The sequence below is a fragment of the Pedobacter sp. Leaf194 genome, assembly GCF_001423945.1.
Lineage (GTDB): Bacteria > Bacteroidota > Bacteroidia > Sphingobacteriales > Sphingobacteriaceae > Pedobacter.
The window spans coordinates 488,354-502,072 of record NZ_LMPU01000001.1 but is presented as its reverse complement, the minus strand read 5'-3'; the positions used below and the strand labels follow the sequence as shown (position 1 = coordinate 502,072).

12 protein-coding genes are annotated in these 13,719 nt (G+C 38.6%); 8 read left to right on the top strand and 4 right to left on the bottom strand.

Features of this window, described 5'->3' with window-relative positions:
• Positions 1-65: 65 nt before the first annotated feature.
• The 3 genes from ASG14_RS02315 (at position 66) to glmS (ending at position 4,301) form a co-directional block, all read left to right on the top strand.
• Complete coding sequence (locus ASG14_RS02315) at positions 66-890, top strand: glycogen/starch synthase (protein ID WP_056870206.1); 825 nt, start codon at positions 66-68, stop codon at positions 888-890.
• Between the two features lie 22 nt (positions 891-912).
• Complete coding sequence (locus ASG14_RS02310; protein ID WP_056869442.1) at positions 913-2,316, top strand: DUF4270 domain-containing protein; 1,404 nt, start codon at positions 913-915, stop codon at positions 2,314-2,316.
• Positions 2,317-2,462: 146 nt separating this feature from the next.
• Positions 2,463-4,301, top strand: a complete 1,839-nt coding sequence (gene glmS / locus ASG14_RS02305) for a glutamine--fructose-6-phosphate transaminase (isomerizing) (protein ID WP_056869441.1) — start codon at positions 2,463-2,465, stop codon at positions 4,299-4,301.
• Between the two features lie 59 nt (positions 4,302-4,360).
• On the opposite strand, the gene ASG14_RS02300 is transcribed toward glmS, so the two are convergent.
• On the bottom strand, positions 4,361-4,798 hold the full coding sequence (locus ASG14_RS02300; protein WP_056869440.1) for a single-stranded DNA-binding protein: 438 nt from the start codon (positions 4,796-4,798) through the stop codon (positions 4,361-4,363).
• A gap of 46 nt (positions 4,799-4,844) precedes the next feature.
• Positions 4,845-5,918 (bottom strand): A/G-specific adenine glycosylase, encoded by a 1,074-nt coding sequence (mutY, locus tag ASG14_RS02295; RefSeq protein ID WP_056869439.1) that lies wholly within the window; start codon positions 5,916-5,918, stop codon positions 4,845-4,847.
• 171 nt (positions 5,919-6,089) lie between these two features.
• Between mutY and ASG14_RS02290 the strand changes: the two genes are divergently transcribed.
• From ASG14_RS02290 to ASG14_RS02270, 5 genes are all read left to right on the top strand, one after another.
• Positions 6,090-6,392: an HU family DNA-binding protein gene (locus ASG14_RS02290; protein WP_056093708.1), complete on the top strand. Its 303-nt coding sequence runs from the start codon at positions 6,090-6,092 to the stop codon at positions 6,390-6,392.
• A 10-nt stretch (positions 6,393-6,402) separates the two neighbouring features.
• On the top strand, positions 6,403-7,275 hold the full coding sequence (locus ASG14_RS02285) for a M48 family metallopeptidase (RefSeq protein ID WP_056869438.1): 873 nt from the start codon (positions 6,403-6,405) through the stop codon (positions 7,273-7,275).
• A gap of 279 nt (positions 7,276-7,554) precedes the next feature.
• Positions 7,555-9,105, top strand: a complete 1,551-nt coding sequence (locus ASG14_RS02280; protein WP_056869437.1) for an Rne/Rng family ribonuclease — start codon at positions 7,555-7,557, stop codon at positions 9,103-9,105.
• A 120-nt stretch (positions 9,106-9,225) separates the two neighbouring features.
• On the top strand, positions 9,226-10,605 hold the full coding sequence (radA, locus tag ASG14_RS02275) for a DNA repair protein RadA (protein WP_056869436.1): 1,380 nt from the start codon (positions 9,226-9,228) through the stop codon (positions 10,603-10,605).
• 351 nt (positions 10,606-10,956) lie between these two features.
• On the top strand, positions 10,957-11,421 hold the full coding sequence (locus ASG14_RS02270) for a DUF4920 domain-containing protein (protein WP_056869435.1): 465 nt from the start codon (positions 10,957-10,959) through the stop codon (positions 11,419-11,421).
• An 80-nt stretch (positions 11,422-11,501) separates the two neighbouring features.
• Here ASG14_RS02270 and ASG14_RS02265 read toward each other — a convergent pair whose 3' ends face one another.
• Complete coding sequence (locus ASG14_RS02265) at positions 11,502-12,566, bottom strand: branched-chain amino acid aminotransferase (RefSeq protein WP_056870205.1); 1,065 nt, start codon at positions 12,564-12,566, stop codon at positions 11,502-11,504.
• Between the two features lie 147 nt (positions 12,567-12,713).
• Complete coding sequence (locus tag ASG14_RS02260) at positions 12,714-13,679, bottom strand: tryptophan 2,3-dioxygenase family protein (protein ID WP_056869434.1); 966 nt, start codon at positions 13,677-13,679, stop codon at positions 12,714-12,716.
• Positions 13,680-13,719 lie beyond the last annotated feature (40 nt).

Genomic DNA, 13,719 nt, shown 5'->3' with positions numbered 1-13,719 from the left:
TTATTATTCTTATCTTTGCAGCTCATTATCTTTTATTTAACTTAATATTTTCTTAGAATATGGAGATGGCAAAAACGAAGCTGCTGATTGTTACACACGAGATGTCGCCTTTCCTCGAGCTTACTAAAATTTCTGAAATTACTCGCCAGTTACCACAGGCTATGCAAGAGAAAGGATTCGAAATCCGTATCCTCATGCCTAAATTTGGTAACATTAACGAGAGAAGAAATCGTTTACACGAAGTAATACGCTTATCCGGAATGAACATCATTATTGATGACAACGATAATCCACTAATTATTAAAGTAGCTTCCATCCCGGCTGCACGTATGCAGGTTTATTTCTTGGATAATGAAGAATACTTCCAACGCAAGCAAGTATTTGCTGATGCAAGCGGAAAATTCTTTGACGACAATGATGAGCGCACAATCTTCTTCTGCAAAGGCGCATTGGAAACTGTAAAAAAATTGGGTTGGGCACCGGATATTGTACACTGCCATGGCTGGATGAGTTCATTAGTGCCTGCTTACATTAAAACAACCTACAAAAACGACCCAACATTTAAAAATTCAAGGGTAGTTTATTCAATCTATGAAGGTGGTTTTACAGAGAAGTTAAATGCAAACTTTTCGAAAAAAGCTGTAATGGCGAACATGACCGAAAATGACACAAAAGCATATGAAGGGGCAGATGTAAATAGCTTGCATATTGGGGCTGTAAGCCATTCAGACGCAGTTGTTTTAGCCGATGAAAACCTTGATGCCGCTGTGTTAAAATATGTTAAAGATTCAAATAAGCCAACATTAGCTTATAACTTAACCGAAAATTTTGAAAACTTCTACACCTTTTACGAAGAAATTTCAAATGAAGAACTGGTTTCTGTTGCTTAATTAGGTATTATTATTTTTAAATATGAAATTTATAAAACAAGACTTATTAACCCTGTTGATAGGTCTTTTTCTTTTTGCTTCCTGTAAAAACCCTACCAGTGTAGGCTTAGATGTTGATCCGAATTCTGCAATTCAGGGAACTTTAGTGAGCGACCAACCGGTTAGCTCGCAAACTGTTCAGGAACCAGACGTTAATACAGCTAACCTTCTACGTTACCCGTTGGGCTATATGACGGATCCTGTATTTGGTAAAACCGAAGCAAGTGTAGCCATGACTGTTTATCCATCGGAGCTTAGTATCGACTTCGGAACTTCTTCCATTTTAGATTCTGCAGTGCTTGTTCTGGATTTGGGCACCCAGTTTTATGGTGACACCACAAGTTCCAGGTACAGTATAGATGTTTATCAGTTGGCAAACACAATTACCAAATACAAATCTTCTGATGTGCAGGCGCATAACACTGCCCTGTTAGGTAATTTTAACAGCAAAATTTATCCTAACACGCCGATAAAAGTTACAGAGATTGTAACAGGCGCAAAAGATACCTTGCGAACTCTTCCGGCACAGCTGCGTATCCCGCTGAATAAAGCATTTATTCAGAGTTCTATACTTAGCCTGGCAACGACCTCTACCAGCAGCAATTTAAAGTTTGCAGATATTTTTAAAGGCTTATATGCTGAAGTTAATAAAACTTCGTCTACCGGTACCGGTGGCATTGCTTTTCTAGACTTTTCAACTACAAACTCTTATTTACAACTGGTTTACAGAAAAACCAATGCTTCAAACGGAATAGATACTTTATCTAAAAAGTTCCCGATTACGAATTCTACCATTGGCCAGATAGTTACTGCAAACATAAAGCATGACTATACCGGCACACCTGTAAAAACGCAATTAGATAATCCGGCAACTCAATATACTGTTACTTATTTACAGGCAGTGGCGGGTTTAAAAACGAAAATTTCTTTCCCTAATTTAAAGAACTTTACAAGCGTTTACGGTAAAGCACTGATTAATAAAGCAGAGCTGGTGGTAGATTTAAGTGCGGGGAGCTACGCATACCCGTTTAATGCGCCGCAAAGGTTATCACTTTATCGTTGGGATATTGCCCAGCAGCCGGTTAACGTTCCGGATCACGATCAGCCCGCAACAAATTATGCCGGCGACCGCAGAGCACTTAGCGACGCAGTTTTTGGAGGCTATTACGATGCTTTAAAAAACCGTTACGTTTTTAATGTTACCTCTTACGTTCAGGATTTAATTGATAGCAAAAAGCTAGATTATGGCACCTTTATCGCACCAACATCCTTAAACGAATTTGAAGTGACACCTTCGGCATCATCTGCAGCAAGAGCAGTTATAGGTTCATTTGGTAACACAACAAATCGTTTAAAACTGAATATTTATTACACTAAAATAAATTAACAAAATTTCTTGTCATAAAAAACCCCGTTTGTTAATTCAGGCGGGGTTTTTATTTTATAAAGCGTATTGTAAAAACGTTAAAATCAACCGTGCATATTAAAGCAAACGTTTGTTTGTTATATTTGCCAAAAAACATTTATAAAAACATGTGTGGAATTGTAGGTTATATAGGATATAGAGACGCCTGGCCAATTGTATTAAAAGGTCTTAAAAGATTAGAGTATCGCGGTTATGATAGTGCGGGCATTGCACTAATGAACGATGGCGGCCGACACATCTACAAAAAAGTTGGAAAAGTTGCGGCCTTAGAGGCGTTTTCTGCAGATAAAGATAAAACCGGCAATATAGCCATGGGCCACACAAGATGGGCAACACATGGTGTTCCATCTGATAGAAACTCTCACCCACACACCTCAAATAATGATAAGCTTTCTATTATCCATAACGGCATCATAGAAAATTACGCCACCATAAAAGAAGAATTATTATCTCGCGGACATGAGTTTAAAAGTGATACAGACACCGAAGTACTCATACATCTGATCGAAGAAATTCAAAAGATAGAACAGATTGATTTATTTGAAGCTGTTCGTTTAGCGCTGCAAGAGGTTAACGGTGCTTATGCTATCGTTATCATGGATAAGGAAAATCCAGACCGTTTAATTGCAGCAAGAAAGGGAAGTCCGATGGTTATCGGCGTAGGCAAAGGCGAGTATTTTATCGCTTCTGATGCGACGCCAATCATCGAATACACCAAAAATGTAATCTACTTAAATGATAACGAAATCGCCCTTATTACCAAAGATGATCTTCTAGTTAAGAGATTAGATAATATCGTTCAAACGCCTTTAATTCAGGAATTGGAATTAAAGCTGGAAATGCTTGAAAAAGGAGGCTTCGATCACTTCATGCTTAAAGAAATCTACGAGCAGCCCCGATCAATAAGGGATTGTATGCGTGGCCGAATTTACCCTGAAGAGGGAAAAGTACAGCTTGGCGGAATTAAGGAATTTGTAGAGAAACTTAAAAACATTGATAGAATTATCATTGTTGCTTGTGGTACATCATGGCATGCCGGCTTAGTTGGTGAATATTTAATAGAGGAATACGCAAGAATTCCCGTGGAAGTTGAATATGCTTCGGAATTTCGTTACAGAAACCCGATTATAACAGAAAAAGATGTTGTAATAGCCATATCTCAATCTGGCGAAACCGCCGATACCATGGCTGCGATAGAGATGGCAAAAGAACGTGGAGCAACTATTTTTGGAATTTGTAACGTAGCTGGCGCATCTATTCCACGATTGAGCCACGCAGGCGTATACACCCATGCAGGTCCTGAAATAGGCGTTGCATCTACCAAAGCCTTTACCGCACAGGTTACGGTTTTAACGTTGATGGCTTTTTACATGGCCCAACAAAAGGGAACAATTACACAATCGAAACTAATTGGCCTGTTAACCGAGTTAGATAATATCCCCGAAAAAATCCAACTGGCTTTAGAGTCTAATGAACTTATAAAGGAAGTTGCGTCAAAAATAAAAGATTCGAGGAACTGTTTATTTTTAGGCCGTGGAAGCGGATTCCCTGTAGCGTTGGAAGGTGCTTTAAAGCTTAAAGAGATATCGTACATTCATGCAGAGGGCTACCCTGCGGCAGAAATGAAACATGGCCCAATCGCATTAATCGATGAAGAAATGCCGGTTGTGTTTATCGCAACTCAAAATTCATCATATGAAAAAGTGATTAGCAACATTCAGGAGGTAAAAGCCAGAAAAGGTAAAGTTATAGCTATCGTGACTCAAGGCGATACAGAGGTGCAGAAAATGGCAGATTATTGTATTGAAATTCCGGATTCGGATGAAGCTTTTTTACCACTTCTGGCAACAATTCCATTGCAACTTTTATCGTACCATATTGCTGTAATGCGAGGCTGTAATGTAGATCAGCCCCGAAATTTAGCTAAATCGGTTACTGTAGAATAGATTAAACAACAAAGCCACGATTTAAAAACCGTGGCTTTGTTGTTTACAATCAACTAATTTTAAAAGGGTAAATCCCCATTTTCATCATTTGGTTGTATCGTAAATTCATCTTCAATTTTGGATTCATTATTTTGAACATGATTAACGGGCTGTCCGGGTTCAAAATCACTTTTTCTACCCAGCATCGTAAAGTTTTCAGCCACAATTTCAGTAACATATTTTTTTACTTTTTCTTTATCTTCAAAAGAACGGGTTCTCAATTTGCCTTCTATGTAAACCAGTTTGCCCTTTTGCAGGTATTTTGATGCCACTTCAGCTAATCCACGCCACAACACTATATTATGCCACTCCGTTTGCTCCACTCTTTTGCCATCTTTGTTATAAGTTTCTGATGTTGCTAAAGGAAAGCTGGCGACAGTAACGCCTCCATCTAAATGCCGCACTTCGGGGTCTTTACCCAAGTGGCCGACTAAAATAACTTTGTTAATCCCGGACATAAAATATTTATTTTGGTTAGTTTTTACCCTTAAAATGATTACCAGTTTAATAAAGGTTAGTTACGCCTTTATCAATACCAAATTTTTCGGTAATGAAATTTCTTATTACGTTAGGTTGTGGTAACTCATCTAATTTATTAAAAGAAACCCAATTAAGTTCCTTTTGTTTATTAAAGTTAAATATATAATTTTTTACAGCAAAAAAACGCACATGTATAATTTGGTGCGTTAATACATGCTTTGTCGCCGTTAATAATGTGAGTTGAGCCTCATTGCCGAAATTTTCCTTAACTGTTGATAAAAGTATTTGATCTGATTGCTGAGAAAATTCTCCAGTTTCCACGCAGGGAAAATCATTTAGATGCTGCCAGATATCGCCTGCCTGCCGTTCTTTAACAAGGATTTTATCGGCATTAATCAAAACCAGGTAGCTGAAATACCGATGTTTTTTCTCCGCTTTGGCTAACTTAACCGGTAAGTGTTTTACTAAATTATTGTTGTATGCGAAACAATCGATATTCAGCGGGCATAGCTCGCAGGCAGGAGATTTGGGTTTACATTGAATAGCGCCAAACTCCATAATGGCCTGGTTGTATAAAGCAGGTTCCGCCACATACAATAATTCATTAGCCAGTTTAAAAAACTGCTTTTTCCCTTCCGGACCATTAATTGGCTTATCAATTCCGTAATATCTTGCTAAAACGCGAAATACATTTCCATCTACCACTGCCCTGGCCTCGCCAGAAGAAAAAGAAGAAATAGCGGCGGCCGTGTAATCGCCAATGCCCTTAAGTTTAATTAAATCATCGTGAAGTGTTGGAAAAATACCGTTAAAATCGTTCATTATGGTTTTTGCCGTTGCATGCATGTTGCGCCCGCGGGAATAGTAGCCCAAACCCTGCCACAATTTGAGTACCTTTGCTTCAGTTGCAGCGGCAAAATCTGCCACCGTTGGAAAATGCTCCAGAAACTTCACAAAATATGGCAATCCTTGTTCAACTCTGGTTTGCTGTAAAATAATTTCAGAAAGCCAAATGGTATACGCATCATTTGTGTGGCGCCAGGGAAGATCTCTTTTGTGAATCAGGTACCAGTTTATAAGCTCGTTTTGGAATGTCATCGCTGCAAATAACGGGCTAATTATTTGTTTTTAAAAAAACTTGCATTGAGGTGATAGGACAGCGTATAAAAAAATCATCTTTTATTTCCCTATCTCATTAAAAAGCAATACTTTTGCAACCCCAAAACACTGATAATTTTAAAATACACAATATATAATAAATAATAAAATATGACTAAGGCAGATATTATTTCAGAAATATCAACAAAAACCGGAATTGAGAAGGTTGATGTGCAGGAAACAGTTGAGGCATTCTTCAAGGTTATCAAAACCAGCATGATTGGCGGTGAAAATGTTTACGTTAGAGGCTTCGGAAGCTTTGTTGTTAAAAAGAGAGCTCAAAAAACAGCTAGAAATATCTCTAAAAACACTGCAATAATCATCCCTGAACATTTCGTTCCAAGCTTTAAACCAGCAAAAGTATTTGTTGATAAAGTGAAAAACAATTCTAAAAAAATTCAAGTAGAAGCTTAACCTTAGTCACGTGAACAGTAGCATCAGATTAAAACAGACCATTATTGTTGGAGCGATTTTATTGCTTGTTGCTTTCTTGTTTACGAGAGACATTAAAGGTTTGGTAAAACCAACTGAAGAGAACGGCAAGATGCCATCCTCAGGCCAGATGTCTGAATCGGCTGCGGTTTCTTCCGGTTTAAACATCCAAACAACATCTGAAGCTGCTAAAAATGTAATAAACAAAAATTTAGCAACGGATATTACAAACTTAGAAAACAGTTATAAAGGTGCAACAGGCGCCGAAAAAGTAGAACTTGCTGCGCAACTTGCTCAGAAATGGGATGATGTTGAACAGCTTACACCTTCGGCACTGTACCTGGAAATTGTTGCAGAAGCGAAACCATCAGCAACGAATTGGTTAGCATCAGGCAATAAATTTCTAAAGGCTTTTGAAAGTACTCAGGATAGTTTGGCACAACCTGCTTTATTGCAGAAAGCCAATACATCTTTTACAAAAGCTTTAGCTTTAGATAAAGAGAATATAGATGCCAAGACTGGCTTAGGCGTAACAATTGTAAACGGTTTAGGTGCTCCAATGCAAGGTATTGCGATGTTGCTCGAAGTTGTTGCAAAAGACCCTAAAAACATCAAGGCAAACATGAATCTTGGTCTATTCTCAATCAAATCAGGTCAGTTTGACAAAGCAATTCCTCGTTTCAACACAGTTATTGCAGCGGCACCAACACCTGAGGCCTATTTTTACTTAGCTACGGCTTTAGAGAACTTAGACCGAAACAAAGAGGCCGTTGAGGCTTATTTGAACAGCAAAAAATTAGCAGCAAATCCAACTCTATCGTCATTTATTGATAAGAAAGTTGTTGAGCTAAAGAATAAAAATTAATTAACGGATTAATAAAAACATTTAAAACTTAAAATTATGCCAAGCGGTAAAAAAAGAAAAAGACATAAAATGGCTACGCACAAACGTAAAAAACGTTTAAGAAAAAACAGACATAAGAAAAAATAGTTTCTTATTTTGATTTAGCCCATTAAACCTCATAGTTCAACGCTATGAGGTTTAAGATGTTTATGTGATTTTTCTATCGTATAATCCGTGCTACATCATTGTTTCTACTTACTATCCATTTGTTAATAGGCGAAAGCCTTAAATCTGTAGCTGTTGGTAAAAGAATTAATTATCAATTCGACTCCTGCCGGAGTTACCATAGCTTTGATTGAAGACAAACAACTTGTTGAGCTTCATAAAGAACAAATCAATAATAACTACGCCGTAGGCGATATTTATTTAGGCCGCATTAAAAAAATTATGCCCGGCCTGAATGCTGCTTTCGTAGATGTTGGTTATGAAAAAGATGCCTTTTTGCATTATTTTGATTTAGGCCCTCAGGTACAATCTTTAATTAAGCTAACGAAGATCAAGCGTAATGGCTCGGTTACAGGCACATTATTAGATAATTTAAAGCTCGAAGCCGATATAAACAAGGCAGGCAAAATTTCTGATGTGCTAAGTAAAAACATGCTCCTACCCGTACAAATTGCTAAAGAGCCAATTTCTACCAAAGGACCACGTTTAAGTTCCGACCTATCTATTGCCGGCAGGTATGTGGTACTGGTGCCATTCTCCAATACCATATCCATATCAAAAAAAATAAAAAGTAATACCGAACGTAATCGTTTAAAAAAGATTATTGAAAGTATTAAACCCCAAAATTTTGGGGTAATTATCAGAACCGTTTCCGAAGGAAGAGGTGTTGCCGAAATGCAAAAAGATCTATTGGATTTAGTTGCAAAATGGGAAAACTTTATAAAAAAACTTCCTACAGCCGAACCTTCGAAAAGGGTTTGGGGCGAAATGGACAGGTCGTCTACGTTAATTCGTGATATCCTGAACCCTGATTTTACAAACGTTTATGTGAGCACACCAGAGTTGTTCGACGATATTCGTTCTTATGTACATGATATTTCGCCTGAGATGGAGAAAATTGTTAAACTGTACAAACAAAAGGAGCCAATATTTGACCATTTTGGAATCGAAAAGCAAATTAAAAATGCTTTCGGCAAAACAGTAAACCTACCAGGCGGTGCCTATTTAGTGGTAGAACACACTGAAGCGTTGCATGTTGTTGATGTTAATAGCGGTAACCGTACGGCCAGTAAAGAAAATCAGGAAGAGAATGCTTTACAGGTAAATAAAGAAGCGGCAAAAGAAATTGCCCGTCAGTTGCGTTTACGCGATATGGGCGGTATTGTGGTAATCGATTTTATCGATATGCACAAACCAACAAACCGCAAAATTTTGTTCGACTATTTGCGTGAACTGATGTTGCTGGACCGTGCTAAGCATACAATTTTGCCACCAAGTAAATTCGGGTTGGTACAAATAACCAGACAACGTGTTCGCCCCGAAATGAACATTGTTACGGTAGAAAAATGCCCTGCCTGTGATGGAACAGGAGAAATTAAGGCCAGTATTGTGCTCATGGACGATATTGAAAACAACCTGAATTATATTTTACGGGAGCAAAATGAAAAAGGCATTACACTTTGTGTTCACCCTTACATTGAAGCTTATATAATTAAAGGGATTTTTAACCTGCAACGCCGTTGGTTTTTTAAATATGGCCAGTGGATTAAAGTTAAAGCGCAATCTGCTTACCACTTAACAGAGTTTCATTTTATCTCATCAAAGGATGAAGAAATAAAACTTTAATAAGGTCAAAAAACAAAAAACGCCTGAAGCTTCAATAGCATCAGGCGTTTTTTTGTGCAAAAATGGTTTAGCTTTTACGGCAAGTAAGCTCTAAATTCGTATCTATAAATTTAAAATCAATTGGCGAAAACAAAAACTGCATATTTCTGCCAGAGTTGCGGATACGAATCTGCTAAATGGCTCGGAAAATGTCCTTCCTGCAATCAGTGGAATACCTTTGTAGAAGAAATTGTTGAAAAAAGTTCTACGGCAGTACCCACCTGGAAAAACGATTCAGCACCGGCAAGAAAACTTAGTAAACCGAGTAAAGTTAGCGAAATACTAAGTTCGCCAGAACGACGGATGCTAACAGGAGACAAAGAGCTCGACCGCGTGCTGGGCGGCGGACTTGTTGAAGGTTCTTTGATTTTAATCGGTGGTGAACCTGGCATCGGTAAATCGACATTAATGTTGCAGCTCGCTCTGAATTTAAAGGGCAAAAAGCTCTTATACGTATCGGGAGAAGAAAGCGAACAACAGATTAAAATGAGGGCAGAAAGAATTACGGAGGCGCCTTCTGCAGATTGCTACATTTTAACCGAAACCTCCACCCAGAACATCTTCAAACAGATAGAAACACTTGAACCAGAAATTGTTGTTATAGATTCGATTCAAACACTGCATTCGGCACATATCGAATCTACACCAGGCAGCGTTTCTCAGGTACGTGAATGCACAGCAGAGCTTTTGCGTTTTGCCAAAGAAACAGGAACACCTGTATTTTTGATTGGGCACATTACGAAGGATGGTGCCATAGCTGGTCCCAAAATTTTAGAACACATGGTAGATACCGTTCTGCAGTTTGAAGGCGACAGGCACCATGTTTACCGCATTTTGCGCTCAATAAAGAACCGTTTTGGTGCAGCAGCCGAATTGGGAATTTATGAAATGCAGGGAAGCGGCTTGAGAGAGGTCTCAAATCCATCTGAAATATTATTAACTCAACGCGAAGAAGAACTGAGCGGCATCGCTATTGCAGCTATGCTGGAAGGGGCCAGACCAATGTTAATAGAAACGCAGGCGCTGGTTAGTGCTGCAGCATACGGTACGCCACAAAGATCGGCCACCGGGTTTGATACCAAAAGAATGAATATGCTGCTTGCAGTTTTAGAAAAAAGATGCGGCTTTAGATTAAGTACCCAGGATGTGTTTTTAAATATTGCGGGCGGCCTGCGGGTGGAGGACCCGGCAATTGACTTAGCAGTGCTGATTGCGATTATTTCTTCACATCAGGATATCGCTGTCTCATCTAAAAACTGTTTTGCAGCGGAGGTTGGCTTATCTGGCGAAATCAGGGCGGTAAACAGGATTGAACAAAGAATAGCCGAAGCAGATAAACTAGGTTTCGAAACGATATACATTTCGAAATATAACCTCAAAGGAATAAATATTGAAAAATATAACATTGAAATTAAGGCGGTAAGTAAAATTGAAGAAGTATTCGGTCTTATTTTCGGATAAAAGCGGTAAACAAACGGGGAATACTATCAACAAATTTCCGCGGTTAGAAGATATATTTCCCCAATTCCCCAAACGAGAATTATTTGGCACGACAAGATTTATTTTATAACTTATAGATAATGAGTAATTTACAAACCAATAGTGCAGTCAGCAAGCTTTGGATTAACATTTGCCTAATAGATTATGTTGTACATCATGGGATGTGATCTATAACAATAGGGATGATTTTCCTCGTTAGTGAGAGCTAACGAGGATTTTTTTTGTCTTAACTATTTTGAGAAATTTTAAATAACTTTGAATCAGATAAATAACAGGAACTAAATAACTTGAAACGACAATAAAAACGACATTATGAAAAGAATTCTTTTGAGTTTGGGATTTTGCTTAATTACTGCAATCACATTTGCACAAACCGAACTTAGCGGCCAAAAATTTGGCGAAGCGGTAAGCCCTGGAAACATTAAGCCTGTAGCTAAAATGGAAGCCGCAATGGGCACCAAAACAACCGCGGATATGAAAATTGAAGGCAAAGTTGTGGATGTTTGTAAAAAGAAAGGCTGCTGGATGACTTTGGAAACAGCGAACGGTGAACCGATGCGTGTTACCTTTAAAGACTATGCCTTTTTTATGCCAATGGATATCGTAGGCAAAAAAGTTGTTTTAGATGGTATTGCAAAAAAGCAGACAATTTCTGTTGAAACGCTTCGCCATTATGCTGAAGACGCAAAAAAATCGCCAGCAGAGGTTGCTAAAATTACGGATCCCAAGAAAGAGCTGGCTTTCGAAGCAAAAGGTGTTGTCATCCTTGACAAGTAAACCTATTACTCAGATAACTAAAAATAAAAATGCCCCAGATTTGTTTAAAATCTGGGGCATTCTTGTATCATTAGAACTAATTACAAAATCCAGTTCCAACCAAATTCATCAGTAGCTAAACCATAGCGGATATTGTTCAATTTTTTGGCAATACCGTTAGATATTTTTCGGGTTGAAGGATCGGTTAGTTTGTAATTTTTGCCTAAGTAGCCTATTTCACCAATGTGGGTAACGGTTGCCGCTGTACCTGCAGCAAAAGCTTCGGTTAAACTTCCGTTTTCTATTCCCTCAATTACTTCTTTTACCGAAACTCTGCGCTCCTCCACTTCAATACCATCGGCGGTAGCCAGTTTAATAATTGTATCGCGGGTAACGCCATCCAAAACAGTACTTCTAACTGATGGGGTAACTAATTTGCCATTTATAACAAAAATCAGGTTGGCGGTTCCTGCTTCTTCAATAAACTCATGATTAACAGAATCTGTCCAGATTAATTGGTCGAAGCCTTCTTTTTTAGCCTGTTCGAAAGGATAAAGCGAGCGGGCATAATTACCAGCAGTTTTGGCAAAACCTACGCCGCCTTCATCGGCCCTTGTAAACTCTGTTTCAATCTTAACTTTTAAAGCATTGCTGTAATAAGGACCCGTTGGTGTGGTAAGTAAGGCAAACTTGTATGTGTCAGACGCTTTTACACCCAGGTAAGGATCAGTAGCAAACATAACCGGGCGCACATAAAGTGCATAATCATCTTGAGATGGCACCCATTTTTCGTCGATGCTGATTAGCGCAGCCAGCCCTTGCATAAAAATCTCCTCAGGTATTGTGGGCATAGACATTCTCGCGGCAGACTTGTTAAAACGTTCAAAATTTTTGTCAGCACGGAAAACGCTTATTTTTCCATCAGGCTGGCGGTAAGCTTTCAAACCTTCAAAAATGGCCTGGCCATAGTGAAGTGCTGAAATTGCCGGACTCATAGGGATAGGCCCGTAAGGTAAAATTTGTAAGTTTTTCCACTCACCGTTCTCAAAGTCGGCAGTGAACATATGGTCGGTAAAAACTTTACCAAAAGGCAATTGTGAAAAATCGGTAACTGATAAACGGGTGTTATCAACTTTCTCAATTTTTATATCTAATGTATCAGTCATATTGTTAAATTTTGAAATGATTGGAGCTTTCATGACCGGATTAGTTGCAGCCTGCAAATTTTCACATTCAATCAATGAGTAGTTCAATCGTAATTTTAATTGCGCAAATTAAGAAAAAACGAGGTATATTAATAGTTTTTCAACATATTAATCTTTGTTCTTTAGTGTTTTAAGCACACTAAGCACCCAGCCTTTGCCCCATTCTTCCATCTGTTCATCTGTCCATAAAAACGGATAAAATATTCTTTTTTGAAAACGTGGAGGCAAATATTTTTGCCAGTTTGTTCCGCCGGTTGCGGCTACATCAACAGGGTCTTTTTCAAGGTAGCGTACGGCAGATTTGTAATGCGCCAGCGGCCATTCTACATTTACATATATATCGAGCTTGCGCAGTTCTTCTGCCAAAGCCGAAACATCGCTACCATTTACCTGGAGCTGCTGGTATAAGGCAGAAAAATTTGTGAGTGTTCTTTCTTTTGCGAGCTGTAGAAATTGTGCCGAATACTTTCGAATAAACTGTTTTAACGTTAAGGTTTCTTTGCCTGAAGAAAGTTCTGTTGCACCAAATTTCCAGTAAATATTTTCAAACTGCTCTTCCAGTGTTGCGGTACTTAACTCTACTCTTTTGCTTTTATCAACTAAACGAATAAAATCAGTGGCACAAATTTCAATCATTCTGTATTGCCCGGACTGAAACCCACTTGCTGGCAGCAGCGACATTCGGAATTTCAGGAACTGTTCCCGTTCCATACCCTCAACCATAACTTCGAAGGAAGTTGTTAGAGCATTGAAATAAGCATTAATTCTTTTCACCCGGGCGGTAAAAAAATCGACTGTTAAATTCTCATGAGTGGCGATCTGCCTGCATTCGTGCAAGGTTAGTTTAAAGTACAACTCCGTTATCTGGTGATACATGATGAAAATCTCTTCATCAGGAAACGGCGTTTTCGGACTTTGTAAACTCAACAAAGTATCCAAATGGATGTAATCCCAATAGGTCAGGAAATCTGCATACAACAAACCATCAAGGTATGAGGCCATATCCTGCCCCATCGCCGTATATTTTTCCTGAAGCTGGTTGAGTTTATCTTTTATGTCTGGTGTAAATTCCATGGCACAAAGTTAATATTCCAAAATTGATAAACATATTTTG